An 18,108-nucleotide genomic window follows, 5' to 3' on the forward strand; every position below is an offset into this window, starting at 1 on the left:
TTTGTTTTTGACATTTTGGTAGAGAAAATCAAAAAACAACATAAAGATGTGCTCTATAGCTCATTTTTGTCCTTAATTGAGCATTTGTGTCATAAAGTGATACATAACTAACAGAAGTGGACGTTTTGTACTGGTAAATTACTACAGTAACGAACAAATACAGAGGAACACTCACAATGCCTTATATGTCAGGTAAAACAATGATTCAAGAAGCGTGGAACAATGGCTATGCCATCGGCGCTTTTACTGCACACAACCTAGAAACAATTAAAGCAGTGCTTCTTGCCGCTGAGAAAGAGCAATCACCAATCATGCTTCAAATCGGCCAAAAAGCGATTAATGAAATGGGTATGAAACCGTTACGCGATGCTGTTGACTCTCTAATACAACATCACCAGATTTCAGTGCCAATCTGTATTCACCTTGATCATAGCCGCAAGTTCGAACAGTGCATGGAAGCAGCAACCCGTGATTTCCAATCGCTGATGTTTGACGGTTCGGCACTTCCTTTCGAAGAGAACATCCGCATCACTAAAGCTGTCGTCGACGTAGCTAATGCACTTGGCTTAGGTGCTGAAGGTGAGATTGGCAAAATTGGTGGTACGGAAGATGACATCACTGTTGATGAGAAAGATGCAATGATCACCACGGTTGAAGAAGCTCTGGACTTCTCTGAACGCACGGGTGTTGATTATTTGGCCGTTTCTATCGGTACCGCTCACGGTGTATATAAAACAACACCAGAACTGAAATTTGACCGTTTAAGCGAAATCAAAGAAGCAGTGAAAAAACCAATTGTACTTCATGGTGGCTCAGGTGTACCTGATGACCAAGTAGTCGAAGCTGTGAAACGTGGTGTAGCGAAGATCAACGTTGATACTGAGTTACGCCAAGGCTTTATCAAAGGTGTTCAAGCTCACTGGAAACAGAATGAAAATGACTTCATTTTAGCGGATGTCATGAACACAGGTATTGAATCAATGATGGAAGTTGTTCAACACAAAATCCGTCTATTTGGCTCAAACGGTAAAGCTTAAAACGACCAAATGTCCATAATGTGACATTAACCCTACAAAAAACGACATATTGTTGCTCAGTGTGAAAACACTCACGGTTAAAAATTACTAACTGGGTTATCAATATAAATAGAGTGGACAATATGTCGTTTAAATAACAAAAATTATTATTTTTTATGGTGGTTCTATGCTTAAAGCAATGGAAAACGCTTTAAATACGATTAATGCGCCAATAGCGCGCTGGACAGCAAATATAGCAGGTTTCTTCTTGTTAGTGATGACTGTCATCGTATTGATTCAAGTAGCCTTTCGCTACATTTTAAACACTCCTTTGGGGTGGACAGATGAATCATCTCGTTTCTTGATGATCTACATGACTTACCTGTGCCTACCAATCATCTACCTGGATGAGCGTAATATCGCGATGACATTCGTCACCGACAAATTAAAAGGGACGCGTATCTTCGAACTCTTGATGGTATTTGGCCACGTCGCTAGCTTGATCTTGTTTGCGGTCTGGATTTACTTCGGTTACGCATTTTACAAAACAGGGTCGGTAATGGCGGACAGTCTTCCTATTCCAATGTTTGTCGTGTATGCGATTCCACCGATTATGCTGGCGATTTCGTGTCTATTTGCTCTCCAAAAGTTACTTGGCGCATTACACAACCTGATTCATTTCGATCCTGCTGAACATAATTCATCAGCAGTAGAAGCGGCCGAGTAGAGGTAACGTTATGGTTTCCCCAATTTTCCTAGTTTATTTTCTAGCATTCCTATTAATGGGTGTGCCTGTGCTGATGGCATTAGGTTTGTCGCCAATCATCACATTTATTCAAAATGACCAAGTACTGTTCATCAACATGCTTTATCAACGCTTGTACTCTGGTCTTGATAACTTTCTTCTACTAGCGCTGCCATTCTTTATGTTGGCGGGTGAGTGTATGTCGAGCGGTGGTATCACGCCACGTATTATCTCTTTCGCTCAAACTCGAGTTCAGCACCTACGCGGTGGCTTAGGACACGTAGTTATTCTTGCCTCCACGCTGTTTGGTGCACTAACCGGATCGGCAGTGGCTGCGACATCGGCAATCGGCAACATGCTGATTCCAGAAATGTCCAAATACAAGTATGACAAGAGCTATTCAGCGGCGTTAACGGCGGCTGCGACGGTACTTGGTAATATCATTCCACCTTCTGGTCTGATGCTGTTGTATGCGTTTGTCATGAACACATCTGTCGCTGCTATGTTTATTGCTGGTATTGTCCCAGGCATCATCTTCTGTGTTGGCTTGATGCTGGTAAACCGAATGCAAATTCGTAAGTATCCTGAAGTACAAACTCTGCCTCGTGCTACTAAGCTAGAGCGTAGTCAAAGTTTGAAACTGGCGATTCTGCCGTTGTTAACACCAGTCATCATTCTCGGTGGTATCTATGGCGGTATCTTTACGCCAACGGAAGCGGCAGCAGTAGCAGTAGCTTATGCCATCTTCCTGTCGGTTTATGTCATCAAAGTGACCAATATTAAAGCTACCTATGCGTTGTTTGCAAAAGTAGCGGTGAACGCAGCAGCCGTACTTATCATTGTTGCAGCGGCAAGTGGCTTTGCGTCAGCGATCAGTTTCTCAGGTATTTCGAATACGGTTACAGAGTTCTTTAATAGCATTACTCGTGACCCACTGATGCTGTTCTTCATCATCAACATCTTCCTATTCATCGTAGGCATGTTCTTGGATGCTGGTCCAGCAATCCTAATCTTCGGTCCTATTATTGCGCCAATCATGATCAATGCGGGTGTCGACCCAGTGCACTTTGGTGTGGTGATGTGTGTCAACCTATCTATTGGTCTTGCGACACCACCTATGGGACTAGTTTTATTCGTTGCTTCGGGCGTATCCGGACAACCCCTACAGAAAATTTCGAAGGCGATCATTCCATTCTTGATTGTAGAGTTCTTGATCATCTTCCTCATCTCATTCTTCCCGGAATTAGTGATAGGCCTACCTAAGCTGTTGGGCGTGATGTAGAGCTGATTCAAAAGAATACGTGAAACAAAAATTTATAAAGATAAAAGGAACATAGAATGAAAAAAACACTACTAGCCGTCGCTGCCACAGCCATGCTTGCTTCTGGCGCCGCTTATTCAGCAGACTATAAACTGACGGTTCCACACGTGTCTAACCTAGATAGTTATAACCATCAATCGCTACTGGTTTTCAAAAACTTTGTAGAGTCTCGTTCTAACGGTGCGATTGAAGTAGACATCTATCCATCGGGTCAGCTATGTGGTACGGCGAAAGAGTGTATTGCTGGAGTTCAAGCAGGAATGTTTGATTATTTCCAAACGACAATTCCTGAGTTAGCGAACTTCTGGCAGCCTGTTGGCGCATTCGACTTACCTTACATGCTTCCAAATGACCGTGTTGCTGAGTGTGTATACGACAACGAAGAGTTCATTGGGGATGTACGTGGTGAGCTTCTTAAGAAAGCGCCTAACGTTCGTCTAATGATGGTATCGAACTCTGGTGGTTGGCGTAACATTGCTACGACTAAGAAGCAGGTGAAAACTCCTGACGACGTGAAAGGTTTGAAGTTACGTACTGTACCTGCACGTATTCAACAAGAGCTTGTTAAAGAGCTAGGCGGTTCACCAACACCTATTGCATGGCCTGAAGTGTATACCGCTCTATCAACGGGTGTGGTAGATGGTACTAAGAACGGCATCGTTGATATCGTTCAAAACAAGTTCCACGAAAGCTTGGACTACATCATCCTTGACGGTCACGCGTACATGGGCGGTGCTTGGGTGTTCAACGACATGAAATTCAAGTCTATGCCTGATGAGTTGAAAGCAGTGCTCATTGATGGTGTTGCAGCACAAAACCAATACCTACGTGCTTATCCGAAGCACAAAGAGTTTGAAGCTTACGAAGAGTTCCGCAAAGCGAAAGGGACTATCTATAACCCATCTGCAGAGGAACGTGCTGAGTTCCAAAAAGTGGCTGGTCCAGTGAAAGATTACTTCCTAAGTACTGCTGGTAAAGAAGGCGAGCAATGGCTACAGCGTTTTGAAAATGAGATCAAAACGTGTGAAGCGAAGATTGATGCTGAATACAAAGTTCAGTTCAAGTAATACGCCAGCTTTTGATTAACGATAGTAAGGCGCTAGGGCACAGACTTTAGCGCCTTCTTCAAATGATTTTTCGATTCAGATTTCTGAATTCTTTAGGGTTAATAAGATGAACTTAGTCGTTACAGAGCAAGGCTTTACCTTGCAACATAAAGGCCGCACGGTTGTCGAGCATAGCGTGTCTAAGCCTGCTCTTTATTTGGGTATTGGTGAAGGCAACTTCGACATGTATCGTGGTAATTTTGATATCACGGATTACGTGACTGAGCGCCTGCCACTACGTCAATTCAAAGTGGACAGTTTTACTCGTGAAGGCCAAGACTTTCATACCATCAGTTTCTATTTTGATGGTAAAGAAGTCATTAAAATGATTGTTGGTGAGACAGCTGAGTCTCGCTTAAAAGCAGAATTTGAGGCGATTGATAAGAGCTTCAACCGTTTCTGGATGCGCATCTCAGCAACTGAAGAAGAACGAGTTTTCGGTTGTGGTGAGCAGCTAACGTATCTAAATTTACGTGGTAAAAATTTCCCGCTTTGGTCATCAGAACCAGGTGTTGGCCGCAACAAAAACACTTATGTGACATGGCAAGCGGACGTGCTTGATAAAGCAGGAGGCGATTACTACAACACTAACTATCCGCAACCAACCTTCGTTTCAGACAAAAAGTATTTCTGCCATTTAGAGACTACGGCTTACGCAGACTTTGATTTTACCAATTCAGAGTTTCATGAGCTGCAAGCTTGGGATATCCCTCAATACATTCTGTTTGATGCAGAAGACAGCTACCCAGAACTCATGACCAATATCACCGGTGTCTTTGGTCGTCAGCCAGAAATGCCAGACTGGGTGCATGACGGTGTGATCTTGGGTATTCAAGGCGGTACTGAAATTACCATCGAGAAAGTGGAAGCTGCTAAGAAAGCGGGAATTCAGGTAGCGGGTGCATGGTGTCAGGATTGGCAAGGTATCAAGATGACGTCGTTTGGTAAACGACTTCAATGGGATTGGCAGTGGAACAAAGACCTATACCCAGAGCTAGATACTAAGATTCATGAACTGAAAGAGCAGGGCGTACGTTTCTTGGGTTACATCAACCCATATGTGCTTGAAGATTTTCCTCTGTATGACGAAGCACAACAAAAGGGCTACCTAGCGACAAAGGAAGATGGTTCTAAATACGTTGTCGACTTTGGCGAGTTTTATTGTGGTGTTGTTGACTTCACGAACCCAGAAGCTTGTGAGTGGTACAAAGGTGTCATCAAAAGCAACATGATTGATTTCGGCCTTGACGGTTGGATGGGGGACTTTGGCGAATACCTCCCTACAGACTGCTCTCTAAGCAATGGCGTAAGTGCGGAAATTGAACACAACAAATGGCCTTATCGTTGGGCAAAAGTACAGCATGAAGCGATTGAAGAAGCGGGCAAAACCGATGATATTTTGTTCTTTATGCGCGCTGGTGGTACCGGCATTCAAGGATATTGTCACACCTTATGGGGTGGCGACCAGTCAGTAGATTGGTGTCTTGATGATGGTCTGGCTTCTGTTATTCCAGCAGCTCTGTCGTCAGGCTTAATGGGTAACGGTATTCACCATAGCGACATCGGTGGTTACACTACGTTGCATGGTATGAAGCGTACTAAAGAGTTATTCCAACGCTGGGCAGAAATGGCTGCATTTACGCCAATTATGCGCAGCCATGAGGGTAACCGTCCTGGAGATAACCACCAATATGACTCTGATGAGGAAACCATGAGTCATTTGGCTAAGATGACTAAGATATTTGTCCACCTTAAGCCATACATTAAGGATGCAGTTGCACTTAATGCTAAGGAAGGTATGCCGGTTCAACGTCCATTATTCATGCATTATGAGTCTGACGACGAATCCTACGACATTAAATATCAGTACTTATTCGGCCGCGATATCCTAGTTGCGCCAGTATACAATCAAGGCGAAACCGTAAAACGTGTCTATCTCCCTAAAGACAAGTGGATTCATGCTTGGACTGGTGAGGTATTTGATGGTGGATGGATAGACGTGGAGGCGCCAATTGGAAAACCTGCGGTATTCTACCGCGAAGCATCGAGTTATCGTACTTTATTAGATGGCATTAAAAACGCGTAAATTCAGATAGTTATAGAACTAGTTAAAGCCCTGTGTTAGCACAGGGCTTTTTGCTCTTGTTGTTTTCAACATAAATGGACAAATAATTACAAATTGACATTGACGTGGTTCACAAAAGAGTGCAAAATTGCGACATAAATCACAATGTGAGCTGGATTGCAGTTCGCTGCTTTTAAAAGGAAAACACATGAACAACACAGCAACTATTGCTCTTGAACAGCCGGTTGAACTTATTGATTCAAAATCTAAAGTCATACTTCGTGAAGCGCTATCCTTAACAAAAATGGCTGCATCTATTGCAGTACCTCTTTTGCTACTTTCTCTTGCTTGGATCTAATACGATTCGTTATGCACACATGGAAGTGCATTACTAACCTTATCCTCTAACTTTCTCAACATATCCCAATACTTTCTACAGATTAGCCTATTGCCGATCAGGCAAGGCCTAATACTAAAGAGTCAATTTTCAGTTAATTCTAACCAATTCTGACTAAGATCAGTGTTATTCGAATTAGTCATTAATGTCCATTCGTGTTGTGAATACGATCACTCTCACTAATAGTGTAAGTCAGTAAAATACAGGGTCTGCACGATGTAGTAAGCCTACTCGTCAATTCGTATCCGTTTCGCTCAAAAACGAACAACTCTGGTTTATCAATGCTGTCCATAGAAGATAACAAAAAGAAATGGGATTTTTTCCAGAAGCATCATTGGGTTTCCCCGGAATTCATGTTGTCGCCAATTCTAGAGTCGTGGGAGCGCTGCTCAAAGCAATCTAGCCCGTATAATTGGTCCAAGCCCCACATTGCCTCAGGTTACACCCTCAAATCACTCATCAAGCGTAATGAGCGAGTGATTACCTGTGCGACTACAGTTATTGAAGATACTTACGATTTGCTGCGTGATGAAGCTGTCATTTTATTTGTGACAGATGATAGTGGTTGTGTCTTATTTACCGTAGGGCATGATGATTTGCTGCGCGAAGTGAATGAACTTGGTTTAAAAAAAGGCTGCTTTTTTTCTGAGGGCAAAGTAGGCACTAATGCCATCAGTTTGACTTTGAATACCCATATGCCAGCGGAAGTATTTGCGGCTGAGCATTTTAATCGACATTTGCATCCTTATGCCACAACCGCGGCGCCTATTTTTGATACGTTCGGACGCTTGAGGGGCACTATTTCTTTGCTAAAACGCGCTAAGGAATACACTAAAGAAAACCATGTGATTATTTCGTCCTGTGCTAAGGAAATTGCGTTGCAAATCCATGTGCAAAACGAGCAAGAGAATATGAACCGATTGCTGAATGCGCACAATGCGACATTAGAGTGTATGGATGACGGTTTACTAGCATGGAATGATGAAAACCGTATCACGATGGCAAACCATCAGGCAGAACGATTACTTAAATTTAAGACGTTAGATGTTATTGAAAAGGATATCTTTTCTATTGTTCGTTTTGCGCCTTCTATCTTGAGAAGTATTGAAGAAAACAGCACGATCCGCCGTAAGCAAACCACGGTAGAGATTGGTGGTGAGTTTATTGAATCGATCATCACACTCAGACCATTAGTGGATGGTTCTAAACTGCTCTTTATCCATCCAATCGATAAGATTCGTGAGTTAGCACAGCAGCAAATCGGCGGCAGTGCGAAATACACTTTTGCTAATCTCAACGCGCAGTCAAAGGGCATGAAGCATGTTATTACTGTGGCGAAGCGAGCGATCAAATCTAAGGCACCAATCTTAATTACTGGCGAAGAAGGCGTGGGTAAGTCTGACTTAGCTATGGCGATACACAACGAAAGTGACTTCAAAGATGGACCGTTCATTAGTATCAATTGTCGCTCACTCACTTCAGAAGCAATGATTCGAGAAATGTTGGGTTACGACGATGAAGATGGTCATGGCTTGCCTTCTAAGTTCGAATTGGCGCACAACGGTAGCTTGTATCTGGAGAAGATCGAGTATTTAAGCCCTGAACTACAAACTGTGATTTTGAAGTTACTCAAGACTGGCTTGGTGAGTCGTAGTGACAGTCAGCGCTTGATTCCAGTAGCATTTCAGCTTATTACCAGTACCACATCTGACATTAGTGAATATGTGGCGCAGCGCTCCTTTGGTCGTCAGCTCTATTACGAAATCTCGTCCAACGAACTCAATATCCCACCATTGAGAAAGCGCAAGGAAGATATCGAGCAATTAGTGATGATGATTATTACCAACTATGAAAAGCGTCATAATGTGGCGGTGTCGATTGAGCGCACAGTAATGGAAGCTCTGGTACAGTTTAGCTGGCAAGGTAACAATTCAGAGTTGAAAAGTCGTATGGAACGAATTCTACTCAACCGCAGTTCCAATATGATTTCGCTCGAAGATATCCCAGAAGAGATTAAACATAATTCTAACGACGCGATGGGAAAGAGTGGTAAGCAAATACTGACACTCGAAGAAGTAGAGAAGAAAGCCATTATCCAAGCTTGGAATATGTTTGATGGCAAGATGCAAGATATGGCAAAAGCGCTTAACATTGGTAGAACAACCTTGTGGCGCAAGATCCAAAAATATGGTTTGGATGATCAAGCATTAAGCTGATGTACTAAGAGCATGTTTTGTACGGCGCAATTCTGCCGGATTAATACCGTAGTGGCGTTTGAATTGTTTGCAGAAATAACTGACATCACCGATGCCGATTTCTTCGGCAATTTGACCAAGCGGTAGGCTTGAGTTGTTTATTCGCCAATGTGCATGCCCAAGACGCATCTTTAACCAGTAGCCTTTTGCTGTAATATCGTGTGCTTCCATGAACAAACGATCTAACTGGCGTCGGCTTATACCAATCTCGCTCGCGATAACATCGATAGTTTGTCTCTTCGATAGCATTTGACGCATTAACGCTATTGCACGTTTGGTCTGCGTAGGAGAAGCAGCATTGCCATCCTGCCCAAAAGAGAGGGATTTTACTCCATGCTGACTCTGCCTTGCCTCATCGACGAACATATCGGCGAGTCCTTTTAGTGCCTTTTGTCGGCCACAATGTCGACTGATTAACTCAACGGCTAACTCAATCGCGGCGGTACCTCCTACACAAGTTATTCGATTTTTATCAACGCAATAGAGCTGATCAGAGAGCAAAGGAATATCAGGAAATTCACTAGCAAACTCTTGCTCGTGACGCCAATGGACGACAGCACGGTGTCCATTCAGCAACCGACATGCGGCGAATAGGAAGCTAGCATTATCGATAGCAACTAAAGTTGCACTCCGTGTCACTGCTTTTTTTAATAGCGGCTTATATTCTGTCGCGTTCTCCATACTTTGCGTAGCGCCTCGTGAGCCGAAAACAACAACATAATCGTAATGCTCAAATTGTGCGTCTTTTAACGCAAATTCAGTTTCAACCGCAACGCCACTGCTTGAGGTGATCGTGCCATGTTTTAGAGAGGAGATGTTCCACTGACAATAGCGCTGCTGGCTGTAATCTTCTTCGTCGGCTGAAAAACGTAATTTATCCAAAAAACCGCCAAAAGGTAGCATGTTGAATTGGTCTAGGACGACTAAAAGAAAGCGAACATCCGTATGGTCAGGTGAGGCAGTCATGAGAGCTCCGTTGATGATTTAATGTCCAAAAATTACCGCATTAAGTCTATATATTACCCAAATGAAACGCTAGTGATTCGTATACTGACGTCATAAGTAATTCAATTTAATGGTTAACGATGACGTTTGATGTTTGGTTAGTGTATCTGTTTAGTGTGGTGTGTCTGTCTTTGGCTCCTGGTCCGAATGGCATGCTTGCATTGAGTCATGGGGTCGTCTACGGCAAGACAAAAGTGTTGGCGACGATTACCGGGGGCGTGATTGGTTTTGTGTTGTTGATTGCATTGGCGATGTTTGGTGTAGGTGCCGTCATGTTAGCGACTTCGGAAGCACTTACGATCTTAAAGTGGGTGGGTGGCGCTTATCTTATCTATTTGGGTTATAAGCTATGGAATAGCCCGAGTCCAGAACAGACAAGTGTCGAGAAAACTGTTAACGCCAGAAAACGTGGTTTGTTTATACAAGGCTTTTTGGCGGCGGTATCTAATCCAAAGGTGTTGTTGTTCTTTGGTGCGTTTCTACCTCAGTTTATGAATTCCACCACACCGTTGATGCAGCAATTTGTGGTTATTGCTGTAACCTTTGCTGTAGTGGAATTTGCTGTTGAGTATCTCATTGCTCGTCTGGCAAATAGGTTGCGTCCTTGGTTGGCTCGGCATGGAAAGCGTTTCAACAAAGGATGCGGTTCTATATTTGTGATATTGGGTGGCAGCTTCATCGCCTCTTAAACGAAGTATTACGGCTGACTGTAGACGATTTCGCCTTGTAGCATGGTCATCATAAACTTTGCTGAAGGAATATCCTCTACTGCAACCTTCGTGATATCACGATCAAGAACAACAAAGTCAGCAGATTTTCCAACGCTAATGCTGCCAGTAATATCACTAATACCTAGACTCTTTGCGGCATTAATTGAATAGGCATCGATCGCCGTACTTACATTGGGAAGTCCTCTACTACCCATATGAATACTATTAGCTATGCCAACTAACGGGTTGATGTCATGCACATTCCAGTCACTACTTAAGGTTAAGTTTGCACCGCTAGTAAATATGGCGCGCAAGTTCATCAAAGCGTGAGCACGTCTTGCGCCAAGAAATGCTTGTGCCCATTGATGGTCATTGTTGGCGACGTAGTCGGAACCAACTTGAAAGTCGGCGGTGGCATTTAACTCGGCAAAACGAGGAATATCATCGTTGTCGATCAACTCCACATGAGTCAGGGTGTAGGGTTTAGTAGAACCATGGCGACGAACTTTTGCTATCGCGTTGAGTGACTCTCTGATTGCGCCATCACCGATAGCGTGGATGTGCGCACTGTAGCCAATTGCATCAAGTGCCGTCAGCCATTTCTCCATATCGACTGGTGGGATGTAATTTAGGCCGTAAGGTTGGTCTGGAACATAAGTATCCAAGTAGGGTGCTAACGTTTTCGCAGTTCCGTTGATAAAGATGCCATCGCTGTACATTTTGACTTGGTCTACAATCAGTCGTTGTGAGGAGTCGCTAGTGTGTATTTTCTTCAGATAACCTAATTGGGGTTTCATAGTGTCAGTGGGGTAAATCCAAGGACGCAAAGATACACGAGCGGTTAAATCGCCGTTGCGCTCGGCTTCTTTCCACACATCAAACCAACCTCGCTTCCAATACAGGCGTCCATCACCAATCGTGGTAATACCATGAGCGGCCGCTTCTTCTAGCCCAACCATTAAACCATAGTAACTTTGGTCGAACTGGTTGTTCATGCTATTCCATGCCAACTCCATAACGATGTCGCCAGCGTTATCCAAAAGGATACCGTTGAGCTCTTCGCTCTCTTGATCTTTGAGGATTTTTCCGCCTTGAGGATCAGGCGTATTGTTAGAAATTGCTGCGAGCTCCAAAGCCACGGAGTTGACCCACATAGAGTGCGAAGTTTGCTCCATTAGGATAACCGGACGGTTAGGGAATATCTCGTCTAGAACTTGCAACGGGCTGTTCTCGTTGTCGTCACTTAAAATAGCCTCTAGCGAAAAACCGTATCCAATCAACCATGAGTTGTCAGAAGAGTATCGTGTACAGGCTTTTAAGTAAGGGATTTGCTGTTCCAACGTTGCATCCAATCCCAGCGCACAGTTTCCGCCAGCCTCTGAAGCTGCTTCAAATACGTGATTGTGATTATCAATAAAACCAGGCAAGACATAAGCTTCTTTAAGATCGATAATCTCAGTGTGCTTATTTTGGTAAGACTTAATATGTAAGAGGTCACCGATAGACTGGATTTTGCCATCTTGAATGGCAATGGCCGTTGCATCGTCGTAGCCGTATATCTTGGCATTAATCAACAGAGTATCCGCACTACTGGTAGCATTGGCGAAACTACTAATAGTGAACCCAAAAACAGTGAGTAGAGCGTAGGTGTTTTTCATGATCATTCCTTCTGTCCCTCACTCATTATGAAAGGGATTGTAGAAAATAACTACCACTCAAAGTGATTGATTTGTGGAAGAAATTGAAAATGAGCTCTGCGTACGGTAACTGTAATAATAGCCATAAAGTCGGCAGCTAAGCCGACTCACGAATGATCAGTTGAGGTGGTTGAATAAGACTATACGGTTGAGAATATTCTTGTTCTAGTTGGCTAATAAGACGTTTCGCAGCCTGTCTACCCATTTCTCTTGCGTTGAAGTTGACGAAAGTAAGCGGAGGCTCGGTTAACTCTGCTTCTTCTACGTCATCAAAACCGATAAGTGATACTTGTTCACCAATAAACTGATCTTTGCCAATTTGTCGACCAGAACGATGAATGCCATATACAGCACCAAGCGCAGTGGAAGAGTGGTGGCAAAGAATTGCGGTTATTTGCGGGTGTTCAGACAGTAGCGTTTGTACTGCGTTAGCGGCCGCCTTTTGACCTTTTTCGCATTCCACCACCCACTCTGGTTTAAATGGCAAACCAAATTGCATGAGGGTGGAACAGTATCCACCGATTCGCTCGGCTCTGCACAACGAACTGCTTGCACCACCAACGTATGCGATTCGGCGATGTCCTTGTTTTATTAGATGTTCGGTTGCAAGCTTCGCCGCATAGTTATTATCAGGGCCGACAAAATCTATTTGCTTGTCGAGCGATGCACGAGAGACGCAGACCAAAGGCAGGTTTTGTTCCTTCATTTTTTCGATATTAAATTGCTGGTTGTCAGCGATAGGGCAGAAAGCGATACCACCGACACCTTGCCGTGACATTGTCATCATGCACTTTTCAAATCGTTCCTGACTATCGCCACTTTGAGCCAGAATCAACATATAGCCTTGGCGTTCAATCTCTTCGCTAATTCCAGATGCGACTTCGGAGTAATAAGGGTCACTAATGTCTTTAAGGATCAGACCGATTATTTCGCTCGAATTTGAGCGTAAGTTTGCTGCAGCGCGATTACGAATGTAGCCAAGCTCTTCAACAGCTTGGTTAACCTTGTCTATAGTGTCGGGAGAAATACGTCCTTTGTTTCCCAATACCATGGAAACAGTTGTGACGGAGACTCCCGCATATTTAGCGACTTCTGTAATGGTCACTTTTTTTGATGACATAGTTTCACTTAATGTAGGAAAAACGTTTTATCAAATTACTTTACCTTCATTGTGTTGTTTTTTAAAGCCTTACTTTGGCTATGGGATTTGTTGTTTAAGTGGATCACAGATTTGCTGATAAAACGTTTTATCAAAAGTTTTATCAGCTTATATTTGCGTCATAAATACAAAATATCATGCCCATCAGCAGTGGTGAGTATGAGCCCTACAAGCTCTTAATCTTTTGGAGACGTACTATGTCTACACGCAATAACAAATCGACCATGTGGGAGTTTCTGCAAAGCCTCGGCAAGACTTTCATGTTGCCTGTCGCACTTCTTGCTTTCTCAGGTATCTTACTTGGGGTGGGGAGTTCACTGTCGAGCGCGGCAATTAAAGAAGCGATCCCTTTACTAGATAATACCTTGTTGCAATACCTATTCATGTGGATGACAAAAATAGGTCTTGTTGCGTTTATTTATCTTCCAGTAATGTTCGCTATCGCCATTCCTCTTGGTCTAGCTCGCGAAGAAAAGGGTGTGGCGGCCTTTGCGGGTTTTGTTGGTTATGCCGCGTTTAATCTCGCAATCAACTTCTTCCTAACCGTGGCTGGCGTGCTAGGTGATAGCGCCCAAGAAAAAGCGTATGGTGTAAAAAGTATTATCGGTATTGAGTCGATAGATACAGGCATCTTAGGCGCAGTCGTTGTGGGTATTATCGTCGCAAAACTGCACCAGCGCTATTACACCTTTAAAATGCCTGATGCATTAGCCTTCTTTGGTGGTGCGCGTTTTGTCCCGATTATATCTGCGATTGTGCTAGGTGTGGTTGGTGTATTTATCCCATTTGTTTGGCCATATTTCGCAGCGGGTATCAACGGTATTGGTCATGTTATCGAAGGTGCTGGCGAGTTTGGTCCGATGCTATTTGGTACCGGCGAGCGTTTGTTATTACCTATTGGTTTACACCACATCTTAGTTGCTCTGATTCGTTTCACTGAAGCAGGCGGTACAATGGAAGTGTGTGGTCAAACGGTTTCTGGTGCATTGAATATTTTTTACTCTGAGCTGTCTTGTCCTGATACTCAAGGATTCACACCTGAAGTTACCGCTTTCCTTTCTCAAGGTAAAATGCCGACTTTCCTAGGTGGTTTACCAGGTGCAGCATTGGCTATGTACCACTGTGCGCGTCCAGAAAATCGTTCAAAGATTAAAGCACTTTTGATCTCCGGTGTTGTAGCGTGCGTGGTAGGGGGTATTACTGAGCCTCTAGAGTTCTTGTTCTTATTCGTGGCACCAGTTTTGTATTTTGTTCACGCAATCCTGACTGGGCTTGGCTTCATGATCATGGGACTGTTAGACGTCACGATTGGTAACACCGACGGTAATATTATCGACTTCTTCGTCTTTGGTATTCTCCAAGGAACAGCGACCAAATGGTATTTGGTACCACTAGTCGCGGGTGTTTGGTTTATCGTCTACTACTCAGTGTTCAAATTTGCCATCACTCGTTTTAACTTGAAAACGCCGGGGCGTGACGTTGATACGGCTGAAGTCGATAGCCAACTTGAAGCAGCGTTTGTAAATGAATCTGGCAAAGGGGCTGCGGTGTTGGCTGCGTTAGGTGGAAAAGAGAATATCACCTCTCTCGATAACTGTATTACGCGCCTTCGCATGTCTGTTAATGACATGAGTTTAGTGGATGATGCGAAGCTAAAAGCCAACGGTGCTCTGGGTGTTATTAAGCTTGATGAACATAACTTACAGGTGGTCATTGGCACTCAAGTGCACTTAGTTAAAAACGAAATGCAGGCTTTAATGAGCGCAAGCTAGTCCAGTGTTTTGCTCTGCCTCAGTGTCGATTGTCTGACACTGAGGTTTATTCATTTTTGGAGACAGTAATGACTCAAGAGTTTGATTTTGACACCGTAATAGATCGAAAAGGCACTTATTGCACTCAGTGGGATTATGTTCAAGACAGGTTTGGGAAAGCAGGCTTGCTGCCGTTTACGATTTCCGATATGGATTTTGCCTCTCCTCCAGCGATTCAAAGTGCGTTGAAAAGCCGAATTGAACACCCTGTTTTTGGTTATAGCCGATGGAATCATGATGATTTCAAAGCCTCGATATCTCACTGGTTTTCAAAAAGATTCCGTACAACGATCGACAAAGGTGACATTGTTTATGGACCATCCGTTATCTATATCATCTCTAAGCTCATTGAACGTTGGTCGAAAGTAGGAGAAGGGGTAGTCTTTCACACACCGGCTTATGACGCGTTCGACAAAATGATTGAAGGGCAAGGTCGCTTTTGCGCAAGGAGTACACTGCTAAAAGTTGAGGGCCGCTATCAAATAGATTGGCAGAGTTTTGAATGTCTAATTGCTCAGCCTGAAAATACGATTTTACTACTTTGCAGCCCGCATAACCCTACAGGAAGAGTTTGGACTCATGAAGAGCTGACAAAAATGGCTGAGCTCTGTGCCAAGCATGGTGTGCGAGTTATCTCGGATGAGATTCATATGGATGTCAGCTTTAGCACTCATTTCCCATTTACTGGATTTGATCAATCAATGGAATGGGCGTTAGTAACCTCAGCATCGAAGTCGTTCAATGTCCCTGCGTTAAACGGCGCGTATGCATTGATTCCTAATGCTCAAACGAGAGAAGATTACTTATTTAAATTGAAGCAAGTAGATGGATTGTCATCCCCTTCAATTCTTGGCGTTATTGCCACGATGGAAGCGTATAATCATTGTGAAGATTGGTTAGAAGCACTCAATAACTACGTTTACCAAAACCATAGTTATGTACGAGAATCGCTCAATGCTGCGTTTAAAGACCTTCAGTACGTTATACCAGAAGCAACCTATCTGGCGTGGATAGATCTTTCACCGTTAGCGCTAGATATGGATATCCTTAATAGGACATTAATTGATGATTATGGTGTAGCAATCATGTCGGGCGAGGTATATGGAGAGTCTGGGCTTGGTTATTTGAGACTGAACCTTGGTTGTTCACTCGAGAAAGTGAAGGCAGGGGTCCAGTCATTGATTCAAGCAATTCAATGCCAATTAAAGAGTTAACTGATTAATTCTATTGGCTAGAAGTAAAACAAAAGCGAGCATGTAAAGATGCTCGCTTTTAGGTTATTCAGGAAGTTAATTGTCGATTAGGACGATCAATTCTCTTTCATTGCCGATATTACCGACGGATCATTAAGCAAGTTAAATAATAGACTCTTAGCTGAAGAGCGCTGAGAATCAGAAAGCACTTTCTTAGGATTGTCTCTGGTTTGAGTAATAATGTTTTTGACGAAACGGCTGTTGGTACCAGAGAGTTCATATACATAACTGAGTGTGCTGATTAACTCGTCTTGAGGAAGGCTATAAACAGCCATTTCACAGCTTAAACCATCCATTGCAAGAAAGTTGTTGACCACTTCTTTTCGCTCAGCATTGAACTTCTCTTTCGCTATAAAGCCATCAATCAATGCTTGTACTCTATCAGCGATAGCGACAGGTACTTCCATTGTTTTTGTTTCATGGGTCATTATTGAATCTCCTCTACATGGGATTAACCGCTGCTTGTACGTAGCTACTGATTATTTCAACCATTATATTCATTCTGTAAATAATGGAGGATCGAGCTTTCGTTGTTGTTTAATCATTCTGCCATACGCAGAGCATGCTTAATAGTCACGAACGCGCAATTTGGCTCTATTTGCTGTTGAATTGGTCAATCAATTACGGTGGATTAACTATTGGCTTGAAAGTCTAGCGGTTACTGCGGATTTAGTAAGGCGAGTGTGGTAGGAAAATAAAGAGAAACAGCTGAAGCGCGGGGCTTCAGCTGAGAAGAGTTATTTTTGCGTATTGTATTAGTTCGTTACGCGTTCAAGTACGGACGAATCTGTGTGAGCAAATTCACCATCATAGATGCTCAGTATTGTCGATTGAGAATAAGTCAGCGTGTCACCGTCAACTTTGATATTCATTGTGAAACCGGTTGTGCTTGCTTTTTCTTTCATAAAGTTAGATTCAGCGACACCTCTTTCTGACATCACTAATGTCATGTCATTACCAGCAGCACCTTCTGCAGTGACACAAGTGGTTCTCGGTACGCAGAACGAGTTGTAAACGATTTGGTTCTCTTGATCATAGATAAAGTAACCGCGTTGGTCGTGGAACTTAGTATCGTCTGCTTTGCGGAAAACTTCTTGCTTGTAGTACAGCGCAACAAGCGTTTGCTCACTGGCATTAACCGCATCTGCTGCGACTTCAAACGTCATGGTCTCGTAGAACGGCGTAATGGCAGGTGCACCTTTACCTTGTTCGGTACCTGCCTGAGCTGGAGAGATATCGACACCGCCGCTTTCTACTGATTTCCATGTTCCGACAAGTTGAGCTAGAGGACCGAAGTCCATACCGTCGATTACCGTGTGATCTGCCATTGCTGAAATTGGAGCTAAAAGTATCGCCGATAAACTTAGTACAGCTGTTGATTTCATTACTGCTTCCTTATTGATATTAGAGTTATTTTTCACAAGAGATACTAAGTGCATATTGATGTGTAAAAATTAATCTAAATCATGTTTGCTTCCGCAAAATAAATTCAACTGATTCATAAGGTTAGTATCTGTTTCTAGATGTGAATTACGCTTATGAAGTTTCAATTCTGTGGGTTTGTTTGG

At 43.3% G+C, this 18,108-nt stretch carries 15 protein-coding genes; 10 read left to right on the plus strand and 5 right to left on the minus strand.

The window, feature by feature from the left end; translation table 11 throughout:
* Window positions 1–176: 176 nt before the first annotated feature.
* From L2W36_RS13430 to dhaR, 7 genes are all read left to right on the plus strand, one after another.
* A complete protein-coding gene (locus L2W36_RS13430) occupies window positions 177–1,037 on the plus strand; it encodes a class II fructose-bisphosphate aldolase (protein WP_006069615.1) in 861 nt (286 codons plus the stop codon).
* Window positions 1,038–1,203: 166 nt separating this feature from the next.
* Window positions 1,204–1,743: a TRAP transporter small permease gene (locus tag L2W36_RS13435; RefSeq protein WP_006069616.1), complete on the plus strand. Its 540-nt coding sequence runs from the start codon at window positions 1,204–1,206 to the stop codon at window positions 1,741–1,743.
* 10 nt (window positions 1,744–1,753) lie between these two features.
* Window positions 1,754–3,043, plus strand: a complete 1,290-nt coding sequence (locus L2W36_RS13440; RefSeq protein ID WP_038221714.1) for a TRAP transporter large permease — start codon at window positions 1,754–1,756, stop codon at window positions 3,041–3,043.
* 56 nt (window positions 3,044–3,099) lie between these two features.
* Entirely contained in the window at window positions 3,100–4,149 is a 1,050-nt protein-coding gene (locus L2W36_RS13445) for a TRAP transporter substrate-binding protein (RefSeq protein ID WP_062461282.1), read from the plus strand.
* A gap of 106 nt (window positions 4,150–4,255) precedes the next feature.
* Window positions 4,256–6,274 (plus strand): alpha-glucosidase, encoded by a 2,019-nt coding sequence (locus L2W36_RS13450; RefSeq protein WP_236110253.1) that lies wholly within the window; start codon window positions 4,256–4,258, stop codon window positions 6,272–6,274.
* Between the two features lie 187 nt (window positions 6,275–6,461).
* On the plus strand, window positions 6,462–6,611 hold the full coding sequence (locus L2W36_RS13455; protein WP_167360951.1) for a hypothetical protein: 150 nt from the start codon (window positions 6,462–6,464) through the stop codon (window positions 6,609–6,611).
* 320 nt (window positions 6,612–6,931) lie between these two features.
* A complete protein-coding gene (gene dhaR / locus L2W36_RS13460) occupies window positions 6,932–8,866 on the plus strand; it encodes a dihydroxyacetone kinase operon transcriptional regulator DhaR (RefSeq protein WP_236110254.1) in 1,935 nt (644 codons plus the stop codon).
* Here the strand turns inward: dhaR and L2W36_RS13465 are convergent.
* Window positions 8,858–9,871, minus strand: a complete 1,014-nt coding sequence (locus tag L2W36_RS13465; RefSeq protein WP_236110255.1) for a GlxA family transcriptional regulator — start codon at window positions 9,869–9,871, stop codon at window positions 8,858–8,860. The two genes, dhaR and L2W36_RS13465, sit on opposite strands and share 9 nt — an antisense overlap.
* Window positions 9,872–9,990: 119 nt before the next feature.
* Between L2W36_RS13465 and L2W36_RS13470 the strand changes: the two genes are divergently transcribed.
* Window positions 9,991–10,599 (plus strand): LysE family translocator, encoded by a 609-nt coding sequence (locus tag L2W36_RS13470; RefSeq protein ID WP_107306423.1) that lies wholly within the window; start codon window positions 9,991–9,993, stop codon window positions 10,597–10,599.
* Window positions 10,600–10,607: 8 nt separating this feature from the next.
* On the opposite strand, the gene L2W36_RS13475 is transcribed toward L2W36_RS13470, so the two are convergent.
* The gene (locus L2W36_RS13475) at window positions 10,608–12,278 is read right to left on the minus strand and encodes an amidohydrolase (protein WP_236110256.1); all 1,671 of its coding nucleotides are present in this window, start codon (window positions 12,276–12,278) and stop codon (window positions 10,608–10,610) included.
* A 136-nt stretch (window positions 12,279–12,414) separates the two neighbouring features.
* Window positions 12,415–13,437, minus strand: coding sequence for a Mal regulon transcriptional regulator MalI (gene malI, locus L2W36_RS13480; RefSeq protein ID WP_107306422.1), 1,023 nt, complete (start codon window positions 13,435–13,437; stop codon window positions 12,415–12,417).
* Window positions 13,438–13,673: 236 nt separating this feature from the next.
* On the opposite strand from malI, the gene malX reads away from it, so the two are divergent.
* Window positions 13,674–15,248, plus strand: coding sequence for a maltose/glucose-specific PTS transporter subunit IIBC (gene malX, locus L2W36_RS13485; protein WP_062461303.1), 1,575 nt, complete (start codon window positions 13,674–13,676; stop codon window positions 15,246–15,248).
* A 68-nt stretch (window positions 15,249–15,316) separates the two neighbouring features.
* A complete protein-coding gene (locus L2W36_RS13490; protein WP_236110257.1) occupies window positions 15,317–16,501 on the plus strand; it encodes a MalY/PatB family protein in 1,185 nt (394 codons plus the stop codon).
* Window positions 16,502–16,596: 95 nt separating this feature from the next.
* Here the strand turns inward: L2W36_RS13490 and L2W36_RS13495 are convergent, their stop codons facing one another.
* Together L2W36_RS13495 and L2W36_RS13500 are read right to left on the minus strand one after the other, a co-directional pair.
* Entirely contained in the window at window positions 16,597–16,968 is a 372-nt protein-coding gene (locus L2W36_RS13495) for a hypothetical protein (protein ID WP_006069628.1), read from the minus strand.
* 327 nt (window positions 16,969–17,295) lie between these two features.
* Complete coding sequence (locus tag L2W36_RS13500; protein ID WP_236110258.1) at window positions 17,296–17,925, minus strand: heme-binding beta-barrel domain-containing protein; 630 nt, start codon at window positions 17,923–17,925, stop codon at window positions 17,296–17,298.
* Between the last annotated feature and the right edge of the window lie 183 nt (window positions 17,926–18,108).

It is taken from the genome of Vibrio sp. McD22-P3 (assembly GCF_021568915.1).
Taxonomy (GTDB): Bacteria; Pseudomonadota; Gammaproteobacteria; order Enterobacterales; family Vibrionaceae; genus Vibrio; species Vibrio mediterranei.